This is a genomic window from Pseudomonas sp. LBUM1640, from assembly GCF_059716225.1.
Genome location: NZ_CP166816.1, coordinates 6,452,996 through 6,473,043 on the forward strand (window position 1 = coordinate 6,452,996; position 20,048 = coordinate 6,473,043).

The window sequence follows — 20,048 nt, forward strand, 5'->3', positions numbered from 1 at the left end:
CAAGCCCGCTCCCACATTTGTTCGGTGGTCATTGCCATTGATGGGCCGCCAACAAATCTTCCACTTTATTCAGCAGAGTCATCGCGCCATCCATCAACTGCCCAAGCAGCGCCTCATCCTCATCCATGTACCCTTCGTATTCCGCCAGATTTCGGCGCTCATGGCACAGAGCTAATAACCTCACCTGCACCTTGCTCGCGTCGGTGGTGTGAACCAGACATTGAAAGACCAGATAGCGCTTGTCAGAGCGATACCCTCGCAAGCGCAAAGCCGTGAGCGCGATAGCGTGGGCGGCGTTGTAGGCCAGGTCGAAACGACTGGCGAACGACAACAGTGGATTACCCGCATCCCTTAACCGGTCCTGAGCCGAGCGCATCAGCCCATCACACTCCTTGCGATCCGGCGGCTCAGCCTTCAAGCCACCGCTACGTTGCAGGCTCTCCAGATTTGCCTTGCTGTCCATCCATGGATTCCAGGGGGTTGCCCCCCATCAGATTGATCTTGTCCTGCTGCACGACCCGCTGCACAAAACTGTTCCCGGCATTCCATTTGCCGATCCAGTCCTCGGGGGTGTAAAGCGTCGGATTGATGGTGCGGCCCAGTTGCTCTTCCAACGGCATGAGCTGCTCCATGACTTCACTGTAGTTGAGGCTTTCGCCGATCAGCATCAGATCTATGTCACTGGATGAGTGCGCCTCGCCCTTGGCGATGGAGCCGTAGATGAAAGCCCACGTCAGTTGCTCGGCGAAAGGCGCCAATGCAGTGCGCAAGGGTTCGTCCAGGCTCAGGGTCTTGCGCACGATGGCCAACAACTCCGAGTAAATCGGGCATTGGGGGTTGGCTTGGTAGTGGGTCTGATTACCTTGGCGCGTCATGCTCAAGATGCCCGCCAGCTGCAAACGCTCCAGCTCACGGGTAAGGCTGCCCTTGCCCACCTGGGCCCAGCGCGCGATTTCATTGGTGAAGAAACTTTGATCGGGCTTGCCGAAAAGCAGGCCCAGCACTTTCTGCTGGGTGTTGGTGAAGAGTGCAGTGCTGAGCGGCAAGATTTGCATGGCTGCGGCCAAAGAGTCCCAAAAAGGGAACGATAGGTCCCTTTTTGGGAACGATCAAGTTTTAAGCGGTTGAAGTATACGAAACGATCAATCAGCAAATACTGGATTCGAGCCGACTGAAGATCAAAATGTGGGAGCGGGCTTGCTCGCGAATGCGGTGGGTCAGTTACACCTGTACCGACTGACACCCTGCATTCGCGAGCAAGCCCGCTCCCACATTTGTTCGGTGGTGGTTGTTAGATAGCGGTCCCAAACAGGGACCGATTCAACCTTCCGGCGTCGGGCTGACTTGTTCCAGCGCTCTATCGACCAGCAACTGACCCAACTCGGCCATTTGCTGGATGCCGAGCATGATTGATCGTTCCCACGCTCTGCGTGGGAATGCCGCCTGGGACGCTCCGCGTCCCGCCAGTCAGTGCAAGCGCAAAGGTGACGCAGAGCGTCACGCGATGCATTCCCACGCGGAGCGTGGGAACGATCAAATCGCTGATCTCTGACCAAATGAAGAACAAAATGTGGGAGCGGGCTTGCTCGCGAATGCGGTGGGTCAGTTACTCATGTACCGACTGACACCCTGCATTCGCGAGCAAGCCCGCTCCCACATTTGTTCGGTGGTGGTTGTTAGGTAGCGGTCCCAAACAGGGACCGATCAATCCCTTTTTGGGACCGCTTCAACCTTCCGGCGTCGGGCTGACTTGTTCCAGCGCTCTATCGACGAGCAACTGACTCAACTCGGCCATTTGCTGAATGCCGAGCATGATTGCGCGCTGGGAGGTGTCCAGGTTGAAGGCAAGATTGCAGGTCATGGCGTTTAGCGACGATAAGGTTTCGCTGGCGTTGACCAGTAGAGCTTCGGTGTTTTGGTGTGGGTTGACGGTGAAGAGAGGCGGATTCGGGGTAGGTTTGACCATGATAAAGCTCCTAAACAGTTAGTAAGGAGCGCCACCGTTCGCTTGCACGCGAATGAGGGTGGCGACCGTGCGCAGGTGTGCAAGACCGGGCCTGTTTAGGACACCCAGCAGGTCCGAAGACCTCCTGCGCGCAGCCGCCATAAAGCAGCGAGCACAAAAAGCGCCCGTGGTTGGCTGGGCGTTTGTACGCCTAAACAGTTTCGTCGGACTTGCACGTCCGTGTCACCGTTTTTTCGATGACGGGACGAAGACTAGCCGCCATGACTACCCGCAACAAGTTCATGCACAGCCCGAAATCTTGCAGGAAAAATCCGAAGACTGGCCCATCACAAAGCCATCATCACCTTGACCGCTCCAAGGCCCTCCAGCGCATAGCTGTGGTACTCATAGACCTTCCCCTGAATGATCAGGTGCAGCGCACCGCCCTCATCACTCACTTGAACATCGGGCTCTTTGGTTTTCAGAAAAGGATGTGCAGACACTAATGCGGTGAGTATTTCCTGATCACTCCCCAAGTCCTCATGGACGTAGTACCTGTAGGAAAATCCTACCGTCGCACCGCCCTGGCCGTCTCGCGCACCATATATAGAGGTGCCGTTGCCCAATGAATGTTTCAACACCACTTCATCCAGATCCGGTGTTCCGGACGACAGGATCCAACTGCCGCCGATATAGATCAGGCAGACCACAAGCAGGCAATTACGCAGAAACGGTATGAGGCGCTTAGTGGCCTTGCGAAATTGCATATTCAATACCTTTTCTTATCCAATATTGGTCCCGTGGGTCATCACCAAAAGGCTCACCGCCCCACCATGTTCCAAAATCCGGAAGGGTGGTTTTTGCGGCGGTTTGAGCCACACCAGCAGCTCGCAACAACACATGCTCGGGAATGCCCAGCACCGTACCCGTAGCGCCGTAATTAAAGTTACCAAAAGCCTCATACTCGCGCCCTCGCTTCTTGTAGTTCCATGGGCCTGCAGCCCTGACCTGAGAATAAAACCAAGAATAGGCGAATGCCGAGCCCGGCTTGAGATGAGTGCGTTTACATCGAGATATCGCCATGTTTTCAAAAATTGAAACACCGGGCGGCATTAACGGTACGGCCATTTGCAGATCCTTGCAGGCAGTGAGGAACGCAGAAGCTAGCCACTCCACTCAGGCCTGAAAACCCGCTCAATCCAAATGCAGAATGCACCTACAACAAATCCATCCACTTCCGACATTCGTGCTATCAATTCGCATCAAATGAGTAGAGCCGAAGTGGCAAAAAGGAAGTTTCATACAGTGCTTTAGGGTTGCCGCTCAGAACGCGCCTGCCTAGCCTTCATGGCAGATGCTCACCGCAGCAGGACGCACCAAGATGCCCATGCACAACCCACCTCACCCAGGCGAAATCCTGCTTGAAGATGTGATCCCAGCCTTGGGCATTACCATCACTGAAATGGCACGACGCCTAGGCTTTGCCCGCGAGACATTTTCAAGAATCTTGCATGGCCATGCGCCTGTCAGCCCTGACCTTGCCGTGAGGCTGGAGCGGGCGGGCGTGAGTACTGCGCAGCTATGGTTGTCGATGCAAAGTGCCTACGACTTGTGGCAGGCCGAGCATCGGGAGCAGCCAGCGATTGAGCGGTTTGCCCGGATTGATTGAGAGCTTGGGCCGAGCACAGTTCAGTGTGGGAGCTGGCTTGCCTGCGATTGATCGTTCCCACGCTCTGCGTGGGAATGCCGCCTGGGACGCTCCGCGTCCCGCCAGCCAGTGCAACGCTCAAGTTCAGCACAAAGGTGACGCGGAGCGTCACGCGATGCATTCCCACGCGGAGCGTGGGAACGATCAGGGCCTTCGGTCAGGCCAGGCCGGATTCGACCAACAACGCTTCAAGCCCCATCAAATCCGGCACCTTCGCCACATGCTCGCCCACCTGCACCGCCGCCAGCTCCAGCGGGCACAGCGGCACATCCACATAACTCAACTGGCTATCGAGCTTGTACGAGCGTGGAATCCCCTGAATCACCATCGCAATAAACTTCAACGTCGGCCGCCCGCCCAGCGCGTTCAGCACCACAATCCGTGAGCGCTCACCGGTCACGCTGGCCTCACCGCAGGCCGCTTCAAAGCTGATCAGCGGCAATTGCCGATCGCGCCACGTCACTTGCCGCAAATACCACGGTGGTGCGTCGCTGGCCGGTTCGCCGCGCTGGTAGTCGATGAGCTCGGCGATGGCGACGTTGGGCAGTACCAGATGGCGGTCAGCCAACGGCAGCAGCAGGCAGGTGAGTTGGCTGGTGCGGTGGTCAAGCATGGGACTTGCTCCAGTAGGCGATGCTTTCCAGCAGCACCGACTCTTGGTATGGCTTGCCGAGGTAGTCGTTGACGCCGATGGCCATGGCGCGGTCGCGGTGTTTCTGGCCGGTGCGCGAGGTGATCATGATGATCGGCAGGCGCATCAACCGTGGGTCGTTGCGCACCTGGATGGCCACTTCGAAGCCGTCCATGCGCGGCATTTCGATGTCGAGCAGCATCAGGTCCGGGGTGTGTTCTTCGAGCAGGGCGATGGCGTCGATGCCGTCTTTAGCGGTGAGCACGTTCATGCCGTTGCGCTCCAGCAGGCGGCTGGTGACTTTGCGCACGGTGACCGAGTCGTCCACCACCAGCACCAGCAGCGGGCGCTTTTTCAGCGGGTCGTTGAGGATCAGCGGCGTGTCGACCGACTGGGCCGGCAACGCTGGTTGGCGTGCACGGATGTGCGCGAGCAAGTCGATGATCAGCACCACGCGGCCATCGCCCAGGATGGTCGCGCCGGACAAGCCCTGAACCCCGGCAAACTGAGGCCCCAGGCCCTTGACCACGATCTCGCGCGTACCCGCCATGGCGTCCACATGCACCGCCACACGCCGCTCGTTGCATTGCACCAGCAGCACCGGCACCGGTTGGTACTGGCCGAGCAGTTTCGGCCGGGCCACGGTGTGCAGCAGGTCGCCCAGGTAAAACAGTTCGTAGCGCTGACCGGCGTATTCATAACGCGGCGGGTCTTGCTGATAGTGCCCGGCCAGCTCGTGGGGCAGCACGCGCACCAGGCCTTCAATGGTGTTGAGCGGGATCGCGTATTGGTCGTCCGCGCATTGCACCATCAGCGCGCGGTTGACCGACACGGTAAACGGCAGGCGAATACGAAAGTGCACGCCCTCGCCCGCCGTCGAATCAATCACCATTGAGCCGCCAAGCTGGCGCACTTCTTCGTGCACCACGTCCATGCCCACGCCGCGCCCGGAAATCTGGGTGATTTTTTCGGCGGTGGAAAAGCCCGGCTGCAGGATGAACTGCAACACGTCGCGGTCGCTGATGTCTTGATCAGGCGCGAGCAAGCCGCGCTTGATCGCCTTGCGCCGCACCGCTTCCAGCGGCACACCGGCGCCGTCGTCGCGCATGTCGAAGACGATATCGCCGCCTTCGTGGGTCAGGTCCAGGCTGATACGGCCCCGCGCAGGCTTGCCGGCCAACAGCCGCGCCTCGCGTGACTCCAGGCCGTGGTCGACGGCGTTGCGCAGCATATGTTCCAGCGGCGCCACCATGCGCTCCAATACGTTGCGGTCCATCTCGCCTTCGGCGTTGCCGACCACGAATTCGACGTCCTTGCCCAACTCCTCCGCCACCTGGCGCACGATGCGCTTGAGGCGCGGCAGCATGCGTTCAAACGGCACCATACGCGTGCGCATCAGGCCTTCTTGCAACTCGGTGTTGATGCGCGCCTGTTGCTGCAACAGGTTGTGCGCATCCCCGTTGCGGCGATCGAGGGTCTCCTTGAGGTCCAGCAGGTCGGAGGCCGATTCGGACAATGCGCGAGACAGCTGCTGCAACTGCGAGTGGCGGTCCATTTCCAGCGGGTCGAATTCTTCATAGCCCAAGCGCTCGGCCTCGGCCTGCTGACGGCTGAGGATGCGGCCCTGGGTTTCGGTGTCGAGGCGGCGCAGTTGGTCGCGCATGCGCTCGATAGTGGTTTCGACTTCGTTGAGAGCCACGCGCGCGTCGTTGACCTGTTGCTCGATACGGCCCCGGAAGATCGAGGTTTCACCGGCCAGGTTGACCAGATCATCCAGCAAATCAGCGGAAATTTTTACCATGTCGGCCGCGGGATCAACCGCCGCTTCGGCTTTACCGGCGGGCAATGCGACCGGCGCGACCGGCTCATCGCTGGGGTGCACCAGGCTTTTGATGCGCTCGATAAGTTTGTCTACCGACCCCACCGGCAACCCGCCCGCCACCGCGTCGATCATCTGCGCCAGGCGGTCGTGGCAGCCTTGCAGCAACGCGAACAGTTCCGGCGACGGCGCGAGCAAACCTGCGGAAAGCCCCTCGTAGAGGAACTCCAGCTCATGGGCCAAATCGCCAATCGGCGCGATCTCGACCATGCGCGCGCCGCCCTTGAGGGTGTGCAGGTCGCGCAGCAGGGTTTCCACTTCCTGGCGGTTGCTCGGCTCGGCCTGCCAGCGCAGCAAGGCGCTGCTTGAGCTGTCGAGAATGTCGGCGGCTTCTTCGAGGAAGATATCCAGCAACTCGGGATCAGCCGCCGCAGTTTCCGGCTCAGCGGCCGGGGTAGCGGGCGCGTTGCCCTGGCGCAACGTGCGCAGCTGGGCGATCACGTCGTTGGCGTCGCTCAGGGGCTGGAGGGCCTGCAGTTCATCCAACTGCAAGGCCAGCCGCTCATGGCTGGCCATCAATACTTGAGACAGTTCTGCCGAGTAGCTGTAGCGGCGGTCCACCAAGCCTTCGTAAAGGCCTTCCAGCTCATGGGCCAGGTCGCCAATTGGGCCGATCTCGGCCATGCGCGCACCGCCCTTGAGGGTGTGCAGATCCCGTTGCAACGACGACAGCGGTGCCGCGTTGTCCGGGTCCAGTAGCCAGCGTTTGAGGGACTGCCCGGCGCTGTCGAGGATATCCACCGCCTCTTCCAGGAAAATTTCGACGATCTCGTCGTCCATTGCCGTGTCCTGGTCCAACTGTGCGGTGGCGGCGCCCAGTTCGCTGATGCTCAACGCACGGCTGCCGTCGCTTTTTATCAGGCCAGTGGCGGACGGGTCGAGGGCTTCATCGAGCAATTCGCGCAGGGCTTGCACCCGCGCCGGTGCCGGGTTGATTTCCTGGCCGGCCGCCAGTTGGTCAAGCATGTTGATCAACGCTTCATGGGCCTGTTCGGCCTCATGGAAAAACCGCTCGCTGACCGCCAGGCTGCTCTCTTCCACGGCGCCGTACAGATCAAGCAAGGCTTCGCACAGCGCGTCGATGGCGTGCAGGTCGGCGATGTGCGCGCCCTCGCCCAAGGTAGTCAATTCGTCCAGCAGCGCCGTCAGTTCCTGGCGCTCGCCGGGGTGTTGCTGCCAGCGGCGCAGCAGGCTTTCGGCATCCAGCAGGATGTCCATGCCCTGGGCCAGGAAGTTGGCGATCAGCTGCGGGTCACGCTTGATGCGCAGGCCGGTGCTGGGCGCGTCGAGCAGGGCTTGCAGTTGCTGGTCGAGCAGGTTTTGGGTACGGCTGATCAAGTCTGGCGCGCCCTTGATCGGCACCAGCGGGTCGTTGTTCAGTTGACGCAAGCCGCGCTGGAACAAGCCTTCGGCCTCCAGCAGCAATTGCACTTCATCCAGGTCCAGCGGCAGGCGGTGGGCCTTGTACTCGCGGGTCAGGTGATCGAGCGGCCGCGCCAGTTCGGCCATCGGCAACACGCCAGCCATGTAGGCGCTGCCCTTGAGGGTGTGCAAGGCGCGTTGCAGTTCATCGCTGACTTGCAGCGGCACGTGTTCGGCGGCCTGTTGCAAGAAGTGGTTGAGGCTTTCCAGATGGCTCTGGGCTTCGTTGCGGAAGATCTCCAGCAGCATCGGATCGTGGGGCTCTGCGCCCGGCTCGCTGCCGCTGGCCAAGGCGTGGGCACGGGCGGCCAGGGCGTCGACTTCATCACGCTGGCGCTGGTCGTCGGCCGCGAAGTCGGCGATCAATTCCGGCAGCAGGGCCACGGCTTCATCCAGCACGTGCTGCACGTCCGGGCTGAGGGCCACGCTGCGTTCGAGCACGCGGTTAAGCAGGTTTTCCACGGCCCAGGCCAGCTCGGCCAATACCAGGGCGCGAACCATACGGCCGCTGCCTTTCAACGTGTGGAAGGCCCGGCGCATTTCGCCCTGGGCGGTTTTGTCGGCGCTGTTGGGCAAGGAGCGATGCAGCACGTCGAGGACTTCGTCGGTTTCTTCGAGGAAAACGTCGCGCAGTTCATCATCAATAGGTTCTTCGCCAGCGGGCGGTGGCAGCAGGCTGCCCGGACGCTGCAGGGCTGGCGGGTTCAGGCGCGACGAGGGGCTGGCCAATGCGTCGAACTGGGATTGGCTCGGCGCGACCTCTGTCGACAGTGCGCCATCCGGCGCGGCCAGGGCTTGGCGCCAAGGCTTTTCGGCGGGTAAATAGCCGAGTGCGGTGAGGCCTTGGGTGGCCAGTTCCAGTACGCGTTCGCCAGCAGCGTCGGGGTCCTGAAGCATGCGTTCCAGGTAGTACTCCAAGCTGCTGATCACGTCGGCAAAATGCCCCAGCTGCGCCTCGGATGGCGCGGCATCGTTCACCATCAGCTGTTCGTCGACATAATCGGTGCAGCCGCGCATCAGGCTCGCCGCGCGCGGCAGGGGAATCATCGCCAACGCGCCACGCACCTGGCTGAGCAGCTCAGGCAGCGACTCCAGGCGCTGGCGGTCCCAGTGCGCTTCTACACAATCGATGACCAGCTCTTTGGCTTGCTTAAGGCACTGGCAGGATTCGCGGATCACCAGTTGATGGATCTGGGTCAGGTCGGTGGTGGGCAGGCGGCTTTCTTCGCGGCTTTGCGGCTCGACGGTGCCGACCATGCCGGCCAGCGTGGCTTCGACGTAAAGCAACGCCCCGGCGACGTCCATCAGCACCGCGTCATTGGGTTCGCGCTGGCCCTGGACCAGGCTCAGCACCACGGCGAGCTGGTCGATGATGACCTTGCGCGGCTGGCCGAAGCCCAGCACCGCCAAGGTGTCAGCGATCTGCCGCAGCGGCGCCAGCAAGGCATCAAGGTCGTCGGTGTGTTGGCGGTCGCTGCGCACGAACAAGTCGAGACGTTCCTTGACCCGCACCAGTTCCTCGCACAAAGCGCCGAGCACTGAGCCCATGGCATTACGGTCCGGCCCCGCCAGGCGCGCGCGTTCGGCATCCACCACCGCGCTGTCGGGCAAAGCTTCATCCAGCCCGTAACGTTCCTTGAGGCTTTGCATGCGTGGCGTCGGCCGGGTGACCTTGGCCACATAGAACAGCAGGCTCTTGAGCAGTTCATCCGGCGCAGGCTGGTTAATGCCGCCGATGCCCTGGACCAACAGGCGCTTGAGTTGTTTGTCGCTGGCCTTGAGCAGGCTGCGCAGCGCCGGGCTGTTGGCGATCACGCCGGTGAGCATGCCTTCGACCAGCGCCGAGGTGACTTGCCACAACGGCAGCAGCGGCGCGCCCTGGCACAGCGCTTCGAGGCGTGCAAACACCCGCGCCATGTCTTCCAGGTTGCTGGGGCCATGGTCTTCACGCAGCAAACCGGCCAGAGCCTGTTGCAGCAGTTGGTGCCACTGGCGCAGTTGTTCATGAAGGTCTGGCAGCGTGCGTTGGGCCAAGGCCTCATCGGGCAACGGCGCAATCGACAGCAGCTGCGGGCTGAACAGGCTGGTCTCCGACAGCAGGCTTTCGCCGCGCGCGCTGCGCAGGTCGTTGAGCAGCGGCAACACCACCAGCGGCAGGTCGCGGCGGGCGCTGTGCACGCGGTCGAGGTACAGCGGCAGTTGGCCGAGGGCTTGTTGCAGCAGGCGGATGCTTTCATCGCGCTGGCCGACGCGCTCGGCTTGCAGGGCCAGGGCCAGCTCTTCGATCTCTTCGGCCAGCAACGCCGCGCCGTAGAACTCGACCATTTGCAGCGCGCCATGCACTTGGTGGATGCCGGCCAGGCACTCGGCGAGAGCGTCGCTGTCGCCGGTTTCGACAAACGCGTCAAGCGCCGAACGGGCCTGTTTCAGGGTTTCGGCAATGTCGCCCTTGACCCATTCGAGGGCCACGTAGTCGTGCCGATCAACCATAACTGCTCCGCTTAGAATTCATGGATTGCGTGTGTTGCCAAGATCTCAAATCAAAAGGAGATCCAATGTGGGAGCGGGCTTGCTCGCGAAAGCGGTGTATCAGCCACCTAACCTATTAGCTGACCCACCGCATTCGCGAGCAAGCCCGCTCCCACATTTTGATTGCATTTCAATCATCCGCCGATCGTGGTGGTGGCAGCGTGAAACCCGACACCGACCTGCGCAACTGACTGGCCATTTTCGCCAGGTTGCCGATGCTTTCGGCGGTAGCCGTGGAGCCTGACGACGTCTGCGTGGTGATCTGCTGAATCACGTTCATGGTCAGGGAAATCTGCCCCGCCGACGACGTCTGCTGCTGCGCCGCGTTGGAAATACTCTGGATCAATGCCGCCAGGGTTTTCGACACGCCTTCGATCTCTTCCAGCGCCACCCCGGCGTCTTGCGCCAGCCGCGCGCCGCGCACCACTTCGGTGGTGGTTTGCTCCATGGAGATCACGGCTTCGTTAGTGTCGGTTTGGATCGCCCGTACCAGTGTCTCAATCTGCCGTGTGGCGGCTGATGAACGCTCGGCCAGCCGCTGTACTTCGTCGGCCACCACCGCAAAACCACGCCCGGCATCACCGGCCATGCTCGCCTGGATCGCGGCGTTGAGGGCGAGGATGTTGGTTTGGTCGGCAATGTCATCGATCAGGCTGACGATGTCGCCAATCTCCTGGGATGATTCGCCCAGGCGCTTGATGCGCTTGGCGGTGTCCTGGATCTGCTCGCGAATGTTGTCCATGCCGTGGATGGTGTTATGCACCACCTCGTTGCCCTTGTTGGCGATTTCCACCGAACGCTCCGCCACCGCCGAGGACTCGGCAGCGTTGGCCGAGACTTGGTCGATAGACTGGGCCATCTGGTTAATCGCCGTGGACGCTTCGGCAATTTGCTGGGCCTGATGCTCCGAGGCCTGGGCCAAGTGCATGGCGGTGGCTTGGGTTTCCTGCACCGCGCCCGCCACTTGGCCGGCGGTGAGGTTGATGGTGGCGACCAGATCGCGCAGTTGGTCCACGGAGTAATTGATGGAGTCGGCGATGGTGCCGGTGAAGTCTTCGGTGACCGAGGCCGTCACCGTGAGGTCGCCATCGGCCAAGTCTTCGATTTCATCGAGCAGGCGCATGATCGCGTTCTGGTTACGCTCGTTCTTCTCGGCGGTTTCATGCAACTGGCGGTTGGTCTCGCGCACCATTACCAGGCCGATCAGGATGATCGAGGCCAGTGCCAACAGGCCCAGCACGTAGCCGCCGATGGTGTCGAAGCTGCGCCCGCTGGCGAGGTTTTCAAACCCGGTGGCCAAGTGCGAGGCTTCATCGAGCAAGGTTTGCGACAGGTTGAAGATATTGCTCGCCGAGGCGCGCACCTGGAACAGCTGCGGCGAGGTTTCGAGGATTTCATCCACGGAGCCGGAGACAAACTCGAACAGCTCGGCGATTTCCGTCAGTCGCGCACGCGCGTCGTGGTCTTCGACCTGAGTGATGCGCAAGCCCGGGTTACCGTTGAGCATGCCGTTGAGCACCACGCCGAAGCGGTTGGCGTCGCGACCAAAGGCGTCGGCGGCCTGCACGGCGGTTTCGTCACCGGCCAGCACGGTGTTGACCGCGCCAAGAATGCGTTCGGCCAGCAGCGACTGGCGCTGGGCCAACGCCACTTGGCCGGCCGGGGCGCCGCGTTGCAGCAGGATGTCGACGACCTTCTCCGATTCCATCTGCAATTGCGGCACAGTTTCGGCGAGGGTCGCGGCCACTTGGTGTAGCGACAGCACGGTCTGTTCGCTGGCAAGAATCGCGTCGGTATTTTTCAGCAGTGCTTCCCAGTCGGTCTGCACCGCGCGCATCTCGGCGCGTACCGCACTGGGCGCGGCCGGCAGGCCGGTGTCGATGTCGCCTTTTTTCAGGTAACCCCAGCGTTGCGCGAAGTCGTTGCGCGCATCGCCCAGCAGCTTGAACGCGGCGGCCTTGCCGGCAGCGGCTTCGGTGGCGTTCTTGGCGATGCGCTGGGACAGCACGCGCAGCTCACCGGCGTGGCCGATGTACTGCTTATCGTAGGTGGACTGGGTGTTGAGGTACGCGAAGTTGGCGAACAACAGCATGATGAACACGATCAGTGCAATAAACAGCACAATGATCTGCGAACGGCTGCGCGAGGCGGCTTGCGGTTTGGGTGAGGTGACAGTGGTCATGCGGCAACATCCATGAAGCCTGGGGCCTGGGCCAAAGCGAAGGGGCTGAAGACCTGCCACAGCTGGTCGCTGTCGAACTGGCCCTGGATAAACGGTGCCACGGGGGGCACGCTTGCCAACAATGCGTCTTGCGCGAAATGCTGCATGCCCACCACCTCGTCCACCAGCAGCCCGACAAACAAGTCGCTGAATTCCACCACCAGCACCCGCCGTTGCTTACGCGCCTTGGACAACTCCAGGCCGAGAAACCCGCCCAGGTCCATCACCGGCAGCAAACGCCCGCGCAGGTTGGCCACGCCCTTGACCCAGGGTTTGACGCCGGGCATCAAGGTACAGCGCGGCTCATGCAACACCTCGGCGACTTCGCCCATCGGCGCCACATACCAATACGGCCCCAGGCGAAAGCCGATCCCGCTCCAACGTTGCAGGCGGGTTTCCTGGGACGGCAGGTCGGCGGCCAGCAGGCGGCAGCGGCGGTCGATGTCCAGCAGCAGCTCGAAGGCAGTTTGCGACTCGGTCATGATGGCGTGCCGTCAGCCGGCCAGCACCTTGTTCAGGGTGGCGATCAGGGTTTCTTCGTCCACAGGCTTGGTCAGGTAATCTTTGGCGCCCTGGCGTTCACCCCAGATTTTGTCGGTTTCCTGATCCTTGGTGGTGATGATGATGATCGGGATCGAGTTGATGCTCGGGTCGGTATGCTTGCTCAACTGGCGTGTGGCCTGGAAGCCGTTGAGGCCGGGCATGACGATATCCATCAGCACCGCGTCGGGTTTTTCCAGGGACGCCAGGGCCACGCCGTCCGCGCCGTTTTCGGCCTTGAGGACTTGGTGGCCGTGCTTTTCCAGCATGCCGGTCAATTTGTACATTTCGGTCGGCGAATCGTCGACGATCAGAACACGTGCCATGGTTTTCCCCACTACATTGGTGGACGCCGGCCCTTGTGAGGCGGTGTCAGTGTGCTTGTTCTACTGCGGCGAAGCCGGGCACGTAGGCCTTGATCGCACTCAGCAGTTCTTCCTTGCTGAAAGGCTTGGTCAAAAACTGATCGACACCCACGGTGCGCCCCTTGGCCTTGTCGAACAGGCCGTCCTTGGAAGACAGCATGATCACCGGGATCGACTTGAACGCCGGGTTGTTCTTCACCAGTGCGCAAGTCTGATAGCCATCCAGGCGCGGCATCATGATGTCGACAAAAATAATGTGCGGGTGATGATCAACAATTCGAGCCAGGGCATCGAAACCGTCGATGGCCGTGATGACGTCGCACCCCACGTTCTTCAACAGGGTTTCTGCGGTGCGGCGGATCGTTTTCGAATCGTCGATCACCATCACTCTCAAGGCGTTGGAATGCTGTTCCATATCTGCTCTACCATCGCCACAGCGAATCGGTTTTCGGTGTGTACTGCCTGATGTTGCACAGGATGAGCGCTAGAAGCCTTGGAATTCAAGGGCTGCTGCGCCGTGGCAGTCTTTTTAGCACAGTCTCCGGGCGCAATCTATCGAGCGACCGGCCAGGTGGTTTTTCCTTGACCCACAACAGCCGCAGCGCCACTCTGACGCCACTTTTATGCGCCCTAATTTGCTAGAGGAAATCCCCCATGAGCGTTCGCGTCGGCATTGTCATGGACCCTATCGCCAGCATTTCCTATAAAAAGGACAGCTCGCTGGCCATGCTCCTGGCCGCCCAGGCCCGCGGCTGGACCTTGTTCTATATGGAGCAGCGCGATCTTTACCAGGGCGACGGCGAGGCCCGCGCACGCATGCGCCCGCTGCAGGTGTTTGCCAACCCTGAAAAGTGGTTCGAGCTGGCGGATGAAATCGACAGCCCCTTGAGCGATCTGGACGTGATCCTGATGCGCAAGGACCCGCCGTTCGACATGGAATTCGTCTACTCCACCTACCTGCTGGAGCAGGCCGAGCGCGCCGGTGTGTTGATCGTCAACAAGCCGCAGAGCCTGCGCGACTGCAATGAAAAGCTGTTCGCCACCCTTTTCCCACAGTGCACGCCACCGACCGTGGTCAGCCGCCGCGCCGACGTGCTGCGTGAATTCGCCGCCAAGCATGGCGATGTGATCCTCAAGCCGCTGGACGGCATGGGTGGCACGTCGATCTTCCGCCACCGTGCCGGCGACCCTAACCTGTCGGTGATCCTGGAAACCCTGACAGCCCTGGGCACCCAGCAGATCATGGGCCAGGCTTACATTCCGGCGATCAAGGACGGCGACAAGCGCATCCTGATGATTGACGGCGAGCCGGTGGATTACTGCCTGGCGCGTATCCCGGCGGCGGGCGAGACGCGTGGCAACTTGGCGGCTGGTGGTCGTGGTGAGGCGCGACCACTGTCGGACAAGGACCGTTGGATCGCTTCCCAAGTCGGCCCAACCCTGCGCGAAAAAGGCCTGCTGTTTGTAGGACTAGACGTAATTGGTGAGAACCTCACCGAAATCAACGTCACCAGCCCGACCTGTATTCGCGAGATCGACAACGCATTTGGCACGAACATCGGCGAAATGCTGATGGCGGCCATCGAGCGCAAGCTAAACGCCAAGTGACATAGAACAGCCGGACACACACCAACATTGCGTTATCATGCGCCACCTGTGAAACGCGCGATGTTGGTTTTTTTGTCATGACGCTCCCGTCCGATCTGCCCCCCGAACTCTCCCACAGCGGCGTGCGCCCGGCTGATCGGCTCGGATTTACCCTGTTCCTGGCAGCCTTGATCCACCTCGCCTTGCTGCTCGGCCTGGGCTTCACCTTCGCCGAACCCAAGCAAATCACCAAAACCCTGGAAATCACCCTCGCCACGTTCAAGAGCGAAAAGAAGCCTGAAAAGGCCGACTTTCTCGCCCAGGACAATCAGCAGGGCAGCGGCACCCTCGACAAGAAGGCGGTGCCCAAGACCACCGAAGTGGCGCCGTTCCAGGACAACAAGGTGAATAAAGTCACCCCGCCGCCCACGCCCAAGCCCGAGGTCAAGCAGGCCGCACCCAAAGCCGCCGTGACCACCGTCGCGCCAAAACCGCAAAAAGCCCCGACCCAGCGCGAGAAAACCAAGACCGAGCCGCAGCCCGAGCCCGTGAAACCGGCGCCGACCTTCGACAGCTCGCAGCTTTCCGACCAGATCTCCAGCCTCGAAGCGGAACTGGCCAACGAACAACAGCTGTACGCCAAGCGCCCGCGCATCTACCGCCTGAACGCCGCCTCGACCATGCGCGACAAAGGCGCCTGGTATAAGGACGAATGGCGCAAGAAGGTCGAGCGCATCGGCAACCTCAACTACCCGGACGAAGCCCGACGCCAGCAGATCTATGGCAATTTGCGCTTACTGGTGTCGATCAACCGTGATGGTTCGTTATATGAAGTGCAGGTGCTGGAGTCGTCCGGCCAACCGCTGCTGGACCAGGCCGCCCAACGCATCGTGCGCCTGGCCGCGCCTTTTGCGCCGTTTACCGGCGACCTGAACGACATCGACCGCCTGGAAATCATCCGCACCTGGAAGTTTGCCCGGGGTGATCGGCTGTCCAGTAACTGACACTCTGTTGGCTGGGCTTAATGTGGCGAGGGAGCTTGCTCCCGCTGGGGCGCGCAGCGGCCCTAAAACCTGTGATCGCGTTTCAATTGGAAAAATACAATGCCGGTATCAGGTCTGCTACGCAGACCAGCGGGAGCAAGCTCCCTCGCCACATTAGGTCTGCATCTAACTCCCAGCTTGTCAGTTCGCCCCTCCAACGCCACACTAGTGGGCATGAAAAATGTCAGCCCGACCTACCTCAAGCACCAATTCCTGATCGCCATGCCGCATATGGCCGACCCGAACTTTGCGCAGACCTTGACCTACATCGTCGAGCACACCGCCAATGGTGCCATGGGGTTGGTGGTGAACCGCCCGCAAGAGCTGAACCTGGCGGACATTCTTGAGCAATTGCGCCCCGAGATCGACCCGCCGGCCCGTTGCCAGAGCGTACCGATCTACATCGGTGGGCCGGTGCAGACTGATCGCGGCTTTGTGCTGCACCCCACCGGGCCGAAGTTCCAGGCCACCGTCGACTTGGAAGGTGTGTCGTTGTCGACCTCCCAGGACGTGCTGTTCGCCATCGCCGACGGCGTGGGGCCGGAACAAAGCGTGATCACCCTCGGCTATGCCGGTTGGGAAGCCGGGCAGCTGGAAGCTGAATTGGCCAGCAATGCCTGGCTGACGTGCCCGTTCGACGCCGACATCCTGTTCAATACCGCCAGCGAACTGCGCCTGGAAGCAGCGGCGGCCAAGCTGCGGGTCAACCTCAGCCTGCTGACCAGCCAGGCGGGGCACGCCTGATGGCCTTGCGCTTGATCCTCGGTTTTGACTACGGCACAAAACAGATCGGCGTAGCGGTCGGCCAGGTGATTACCGGCCAGGCCCGTGAACTGTGCACCTTGAAAGCCCAGAACGGCATACCGGACTGGAATCAGGTCGAAGCCCTGATCAAGGAGTGGAAACCCGACGCGGTGGTGGTCGGCCTGCCCTTGAACATGGACGGCACGCCCAGCGACATGTGCCTGCGTGCCGAAAAATTCGCCCGCCGCCTCAATGGCCGCTACAACCTGCCCTTCTATACCCACGATGAGCGCCTGACTACCTTTGAAGCCAAGGGTGAGCGCCGCGACCGTGGCGGCCAGAAAGGTAGTTACCTCGACAACCCGGTGGACGCCATCGCCGCCGCCTTGCTGTTGCAGGGTTGGCTGGATGAAAACACCGCTTTATTTGAATCCTGACTGACGCGGCTTGCCGCGTCTTTTTACGTTTGAGCCCGGACCTTGCCTGCGCGAGACCTTGAAGGAGCCACCATGAGCCTGCCCAATCCCGCCGAACTGATCAGCCAGATGGCGACACGCCTCACGGCGCACCTGCAACACCGTGCCATCAGCGAGCCGCGCTTTATCGGCATTCGCACTGGCGGTGTGTGGGTGGCCCAAGCGTTGTTGGAAGCACTGGGCAGCGACTCGCCACTGGGTACGCTGGATGTGTCCTTCTACCGCGACGACTTCAGCCAGAACGGCCTGCACCCGCAAGTGCGCCCTTCGGCGCTGCCGTTCGAGATCGAAGGCCAGCACCTGGTGCTGATCGACGACGTGCTGATGAGCGGCCGCACCATCCGCGCCGCCATGAACGAGCTGTTCGACTACGGCCGCCCGGCCAGCGTGACCCTGGTGTGCCTGCTGGACCTGGACGCCGGCGAATTGCCGATCAGCCCGGATGTGGTCGGCGCGACCCTGTCGCTTTCAGCCCAGCAGCGGGTAAAATTGTCCGGTCCCACGCCGCTCGAACTCGAACTGCAAGACCTTGCCCTTTAAACCGCCTTGTACAGAGTCCCCGCGATGACGCCTCTAGATGCCAAGCGCCCGCTGCAGCTCAATGCTCAGGGCCAGTTGCAACACTTCTTGTCCCTCGACGGTTTGCCCCGCGAACTGCTCACCGAAATCCTCGACACCGCCGACTCGTTCCTCGAAGTCGGTGGCCGCGCGGTGAAGAAGGTCCCGCTGCTACGCGGCAAGACCATCTGCAATGTGTTCTTCGAGAACTCCACCCGCACCCGCACCACCTTTGAACTGGCGGCCCAGCGGTTGTCGGCTGACGTGATCACGCTGAACGTGTCGACCTCGTCGGCGAGCAAGGGCGAAACCCTGCTCGACACCCTGCGCAACCTGGAAGCCATGGCCGCCGACATGTTCGTGGTACGCCACGGCGACTCCGGCGCCGCGCATTTCATCGCCGAGCACGTGTGCCCGAACGTAGCGATCATCAATGGCGGCGACGGCCGCCACGCGCACCCGACCCAAGGTATGCTCGACATGCTGACGATTCGTCGGCACAAGGGCGGCTTTGAAAACCTCTCGGTGGCCATCGTCGGCGACATCCTGCACTCGCGGGTCGCGCGCTCGAACATGCTGGCCCTCAAAGCCCTGGGTTGCCCGGACATCCGCGTGATCGCGCCGAAAACCCTGCTGCCAATCGGCATCGAGCAATACGGCGTGAAGGTTTACACCGACATGGCCAAAGGCCTCAAGGACGTAGACGTAGTGATCATGCTGCGCCTGCAACGCGAGCGCATGGCCGGTGGCCTGCTGCCGAGCGAAGGTGAGTTCTACCGCCTGTTCGGCCTGACCACCGCGCGTTTGGCTGGGGCCAAGCCGGACGCCATCGTCATGCACCCAGGCCCGATCAACCGGGGCGTAGAGATTGAGTCGGCGGTGGCCGACGGCAGCCAGTCGGTGATTCTCAACCAGGTGACCTACGGCATCGCCGTGCGCATGGCGGTGTTGTCCATGGCCATGAGCGGGCAAACCGCGCAACGTCAATTCGAGCAGGAGAACGCCCAGTGAAGCTCAGCATTCTCGGCGCCCGAGTCATCGACCCAGCCAGTGGGCTGGATCACGTTACCGATCTTCATCTGGAAGCCGGCAAAATCATCGCCATCGGCGCCGCGCCTGCGGGCTTCAGCGCCAGCGAGACCATCAACGCCAAAGGCCTGGTGGCCGCGCCTGGTTTGGTCGACCTGAACGTCGCCCTGCGCGAGCCGGGTTACAGCCGCAAAGGCACCATCGCCAGTGAAACCCGCGCCGCCGCTGCTGGTGGTGTGACCAGCCTGTGCTGCCCACCGCACACCAAGCCGGTACTCGACACCTCGGCCGTGACCGAGCTGATCCTCGACCGCGCGCGCGAAGCCGGCAATTGCAAAGTGTTCCCCATCGGCGCCCTGAGCAAAGGCCTGGAAGGCGAACAGCTCGCCGAGTTGATCGCCCTGCGCGACGCCGGGTGCGTGGCGTTCGGCAACGGCCTGGAAAGCTTTCGCAGCACACGTACTCTGTGCCGCGCCCTGGAATACGCAGCCACCTTCGACCTGACGGTGATCTTCCACTCCCAGGACCGCGACCTGGCTGAAGGCGGCTTGGCCCATGAAGGCGCCGTGGCCAGCTTCCTCGGCCTGCCGGGTATCCCGGAAACCGCTGAAACCGTGGCCCTGGCCCGTGACCTGCTGCTGGTGGAGCAGAGCGGTGTGCGTGCGCACTTCAGCCAGCTGACCAGCGCTCGCGGCGTGGCCTTGATCGCCCAGGCCCAGGCGCGCGGCCTGCCAGTAACGGCAGACGTGGCGTTGTACCAGCTGATTTTGACTGATGAGGCGCTGATCGACTTCTCCAGCCTGTACCACGTGCAGCCACCGCTACGCACCCTGGCCGACCGTGAAGGTTTGCGTGCGGCCGTGAAGTCCGGCGTGGTGTCGGCGATTTCCAGCCACCACCAACCCCACGAGCGTGATGCCAAGCTGGCGCCGTTTGGCGCAACAGAGCCGGGTATCAGCAGCGTCGAGCTGTTGCTGCCGCTGGCGATGACGTTGGTGGAAGATGGTTTGCTTGACCTGCCGACATTATTGGCGCGCCTGAGCGCCGGCCCGGCTGAGGCCTTGCGCCTGCCGGCAGGTAAATTGGCGGAGGGTTCGGCAGCGGATCTGGTGCTGTTTGACCCGGCCAGCTCCACGGTTGCCGGGGAGCACTGGCTGTCCAAAGGCGAAAACTGCCCGTTCATCGGCCACAGCCTGCCGGCGACGGTGCGGTACACGTTGGTGGATGGGCGGATCAGCTACCAGGCTTGACTCCGGCCTGAAGTGAGCACAGTAAATGTGGGAGCGGGCTTGCTCGCGAATGCGGTGGATCAGTCAGCATATTTGTCGGCTGACGCACCGTATTCGCGAGCAAGCCCGCTCCCACATTTGC

Annotated in this window: 20 protein-coding genes; 8 read left to right on the forward strand and 12 right to left on the reverse strand. The window is 61.7% G+C overall.

The window, feature by feature from the left end; all coding sequences use genetic code 11:
- Positions 1-28: 28 nt before the first annotated feature.
- The 6 genes from ACA065_RS28730 to ACA065_RS28755 all read right to left on the reverse strand — a co-directional run bounded on the left by ACA065_RS28730 (position 29) and on the right by ACA065_RS28755 (position 3,073).
- Positions 29-463 carry a hypothetical protein gene (locus tag ACA065_RS28730; protein WP_497692487.1) on the reverse strand — a complete coding sequence of 145 codons (435 nt, stop codon included), beginning with the start codon at positions 461-463 and terminating at the stop codon, positions 29-31.
- Positions 426-1,055, reverse strand: a complete 630-nt coding sequence (locus tag ACA065_RS28735) for a nucleotidyltransferase domain-containing protein (RefSeq protein ID WP_497692488.1) — start codon at positions 1,053-1,055, stop codon at positions 426-428. Before ACA065_RS28735 ends, ACA065_RS28730 begins: the two co-directional genes overlap by 38 nt.
- Positions 1,056-1,320: 265 nt before the next feature.
- The gene (locus ACA065_RS28740; protein WP_497695432.1) at positions 1,321-1,407 is read right to left on the reverse strand and encodes a DUF6124 family protein; all 87 of its coding nucleotides are present in this window, start codon (positions 1,405-1,407) and stop codon (positions 1,321-1,323) included.
- A 319-nt stretch (positions 1,408-1,726) separates the two neighbouring features.
- Positions 1,727-1,966, reverse strand: a complete 240-nt coding sequence (locus ACA065_RS28745) for a DUF6124 family protein (protein WP_497692489.1) — start codon at positions 1,964-1,966, stop codon at positions 1,727-1,729.
- A 326-nt stretch (positions 1,967-2,292) separates the two neighbouring features.
- Positions 2,293-2,712: a hypothetical protein gene (locus tag ACA065_RS28750; protein ID WP_124418656.1), complete on the reverse strand. Its 420-nt coding sequence runs from the start codon at positions 2,710-2,712 to the stop codon at positions 2,293-2,295.
- Positions 2,690-3,073 (reverse strand): polymorphic toxin type 44 domain-containing protein, encoded by a 384-nt coding sequence (locus tag ACA065_RS28755; RefSeq protein WP_497692490.1) that lies wholly within the window; start codon positions 3,071-3,073, stop codon positions 2,690-2,692. Before ACA065_RS28755 ends, ACA065_RS28750 begins: the two co-directional genes overlap by 23 nt.
- Before the next feature lie 253 nt (positions 3,074-3,326).
- Here ACA065_RS28755 and ACA065_RS28760 point away from each other — a divergent pair, with 253 nt between their 5' ends.
- The gene (locus tag ACA065_RS28760) at positions 3,327-3,614 is read left to right on the forward strand and encodes a HigA family addiction module antitoxin (protein ID WP_497692491.1); all 288 of its coding nucleotides are present in this window, start codon (positions 3,327-3,329) and stop codon (positions 3,612-3,614) included.
- A 196-nt stretch (positions 3,615-3,810) separates the two neighbouring features.
- Here the strand turns inward: ACA065_RS28760 and ACA065_RS28765 are convergent, their stop codons facing one another.
- The 6 genes from ACA065_RS28765 to pilG all read right to left on the reverse strand — a co-directional run bounded on the left by ACA065_RS28765 (position 3,811) and on the right by pilG (position 13,655).
- Entirely contained in the window at positions 3,811-4,266 is a 456-nt protein-coding gene (locus ACA065_RS28765; protein ID WP_497692492.1) for a chemotaxis protein CheW, read from the reverse strand.
- Entirely contained in the window at positions 4,259-10,075 is a 5,817-nt protein-coding gene (locus tag ACA065_RS28770; protein WP_497692493.1) for a hybrid sensor histidine kinase/response regulator, read from the reverse strand. The genes ACA065_RS28765 and ACA065_RS28770 overlap by 8 nt, the downstream gene beginning before the upstream one ends.
- 169 nt (positions 10,076-10,244) lie before the next feature.
- A complete protein-coding gene (locus tag ACA065_RS28775) occupies positions 10,245-12,296 on the reverse strand; it encodes a methyl-accepting chemotaxis protein (protein WP_497692494.1) in 2,052 nt (683 codons plus the stop codon).
- Complete coding sequence (locus ACA065_RS28780) at positions 12,293-12,817, reverse strand: chemotaxis protein CheW (RefSeq protein ID WP_497692495.1); 525 nt, start codon at positions 12,815-12,817, stop codon at positions 12,293-12,295. The genes ACA065_RS28775 and ACA065_RS28780 overlap by 4 nt, the downstream gene beginning before the upstream one ends.
- 12 nt (positions 12,818-12,829) lie before the next feature.
- A complete protein-coding gene (pilH, locus tag ACA065_RS28785) occupies positions 12,830-13,201 on the reverse strand; it encodes a twitching motility response regulator PilH (protein WP_497692496.1) in 372 nt (123 codons plus the stop codon).
- 46 nt (positions 13,202-13,247) lie between these two features.
- Positions 13,248-13,655 (reverse strand): twitching motility response regulator PilG, encoded by a 408-nt coding sequence (pilG, locus tag ACA065_RS28790; RefSeq protein WP_497692497.1) that lies wholly within the window; start codon positions 13,653-13,655, stop codon positions 13,248-13,250.
- 239 nt (positions 13,656-13,894) lie between these two features.
- On the opposite strand from pilG, the gene gshB reads away from it, so the two are divergent.
- The 7 genes from gshB (at position 13,895) to ACA065_RS28825 (ending at position 19,927) form a co-directional block, all read left to right on the forward strand.
- Positions 13,895-14,848 carry a glutathione synthase gene (gene gshB / locus ACA065_RS28795; protein ID WP_497692498.1) on the forward strand — a complete coding sequence of 318 codons (954 nt, stop codon included), beginning with the start codon at positions 13,895-13,897 and terminating at the stop codon, positions 14,846-14,848.
- Positions 14,849-14,925: 77 nt separating this feature from the next.
- Positions 14,926-15,831 (forward strand): energy transducer TonB, encoded by a 906-nt coding sequence (locus ACA065_RS28800; RefSeq protein ID WP_497692499.1) that lies wholly within the window; start codon positions 14,926-14,928, stop codon positions 15,829-15,831.
- Between the two features lie 213 nt (positions 15,832-16,044).
- Complete coding sequence (locus tag ACA065_RS28805; protein WP_078739562.1) at positions 16,045-16,614, forward strand: YqgE/AlgH family protein; 570 nt, start codon at positions 16,045-16,047, stop codon at positions 16,612-16,614.
- On the forward strand, positions 16,614-17,051 hold the full coding sequence (gene ruvX, locus ACA065_RS28810; RefSeq protein WP_497692500.1) for a Holliday junction resolvase RuvX: 438 nt from the start codon (positions 16,614-16,616) through the stop codon (positions 17,049-17,051). The genes ACA065_RS28805 and ruvX overlap by 1 nt, the downstream gene beginning before the upstream one ends.
- A 72-nt stretch (positions 17,052-17,123) precedes the next feature.
- Complete coding sequence (gene pyrR, locus ACA065_RS28815) at positions 17,124-17,630, forward strand: bifunctional pyr operon transcriptional regulator/uracil phosphoribosyltransferase PyrR (protein WP_497692501.1); 507 nt, start codon at positions 17,124-17,126, stop codon at positions 17,628-17,630.
- Positions 17,631-17,654: 24 nt separating this feature from the next.
- Positions 17,655-18,659 (forward strand): aspartate carbamoyltransferase catalytic subunit, encoded by a 1,005-nt coding sequence (locus ACA065_RS28820; RefSeq protein WP_497692502.1) that lies wholly within the window; start codon positions 17,655-17,657, stop codon positions 18,657-18,659.
- On the forward strand, positions 18,656-19,927 hold the full coding sequence (locus ACA065_RS28825) for a dihydroorotase (protein WP_497692503.1): 1,272 nt from the start codon (positions 18,656-18,658) through the stop codon (positions 19,925-19,927). The genes ACA065_RS28820 and ACA065_RS28825 overlap by 4 nt, the downstream gene beginning before the upstream one ends.
- The last annotated feature ends 121 nt before the right edge of the window (positions 19,928-20,048 follow it).

Coding starts and splice junctions, on each gene's coding strand:
- ACA065_RS28730 (WP_497692487.1), bottom strand. CDS start 463: ATGGACAGCAAGGCAAATCTGGAGAGCCTGCAACGTAGCGGTGGCTTG.
- ACA065_RS28735 (WP_497692488.1), bottom strand. CDS start 1,055: ATGCAAATCTTGCCGCTCAGCACTGCACTCTTCACCAACACCCAGCAG.
- ACA065_RS28740 (WP_497695432.1), bottom strand. CDS start 1,407: ATGCTCGGCATCCAGCAAATGGCCGAGTTGGGTCAGTTGCTGGTCGAT.
- ACA065_RS28745 (WP_497692489.1), bottom strand. CDS start 1,966: ATGGTCAAACCTACCCCGAATCCGCCTCTCTTCACCGTCAACCCACAC.
- ACA065_RS28750 (WP_124418656.1), bottom strand. CDS start 2,712: ATGCAATTTCGCAAGGCCACTAAGCGCCTCATACCGTTTCTGCGTAAT.
- ACA065_RS28755 (WP_497692490.1), bottom strand. CDS start 3,073: ATGGCCGTACCGTTAATGCCGCCCGGTGTTTCAATTTTTGAAAACATG.
- ACA065_RS28760 (WP_497692491.1), top strand. CDS start 3,327: ATGCCCATGCACAACCCACCTCACCCAGGCGAAATCCTGCTTGAAGAT.
- ACA065_RS28765 (WP_497692492.1), bottom strand. CDS start 4,266: ATGCTTGACCACCGCACCAGCCAACTCACCTGCCTGCTGCTGCCGTTG.
- ACA065_RS28770 (WP_497692493.1), bottom strand. CDS start 10,075: ATGGTTGATCGGCACGACTACGTGGCCCTCGAATGGGTCAAGGGCGAC.
- ACA065_RS28775 (WP_497692494.1), bottom strand. CDS start 12,296: ATGACCACTGTCACCTCACCCAAACCGCAAGCCGCCTCGCGCAGCCGT.
- ACA065_RS28780 (WP_497692495.1), bottom strand. CDS start 12,817: ATGACCGAGTCGCAAACTGCCTTCGAGCTGCTGCTGGACATCGACCGC.
- pilH (WP_497692496.1), bottom strand. CDS start 13,201: ATGGCACGTGTTCTGATCGTCGACGATTCGCCGACCGAAATGTACAAA.
- pilG (WP_497692497.1), bottom strand. CDS start 13,655: ATGGAACAGCATTCCAACGCCTTGAGAGTGATGGTGATCGACGATTCG.
- gshB (WP_497692498.1), top strand. CDS start 13,895: ATGAGCGTTCGCGTCGGCATTGTCATGGACCCTATCGCCAGCATTTCC.
- ACA065_RS28800 (WP_497692499.1), top strand. CDS start 14,926: ATGACGCTCCCGTCCGATCTGCCCCCCGAACTCTCCCACAGCGGCGTG.
- ACA065_RS28805 (WP_078739562.1), top strand. CDS start 16,045: ATGAAAAATGTCAGCCCGACCTACCTCAAGCACCAATTCCTGATCGCC.
- ruvX (WP_497692500.1), top strand. CDS start 16,614: ATGGCCTTGCGCTTGATCCTCGGTTTTGACTACGGCACAAAACAGATC.
- pyrR (WP_497692501.1), top strand. CDS start 17,124: ATGAGCCTGCCCAATCCCGCCGAACTGATCAGCCAGATGGCGACACGC.
- ACA065_RS28820 (WP_497692502.1), top strand. CDS start 17,655: ATGACGCCTCTAGATGCCAAGCGCCCGCTGCAGCTCAATGCTCAGGGC.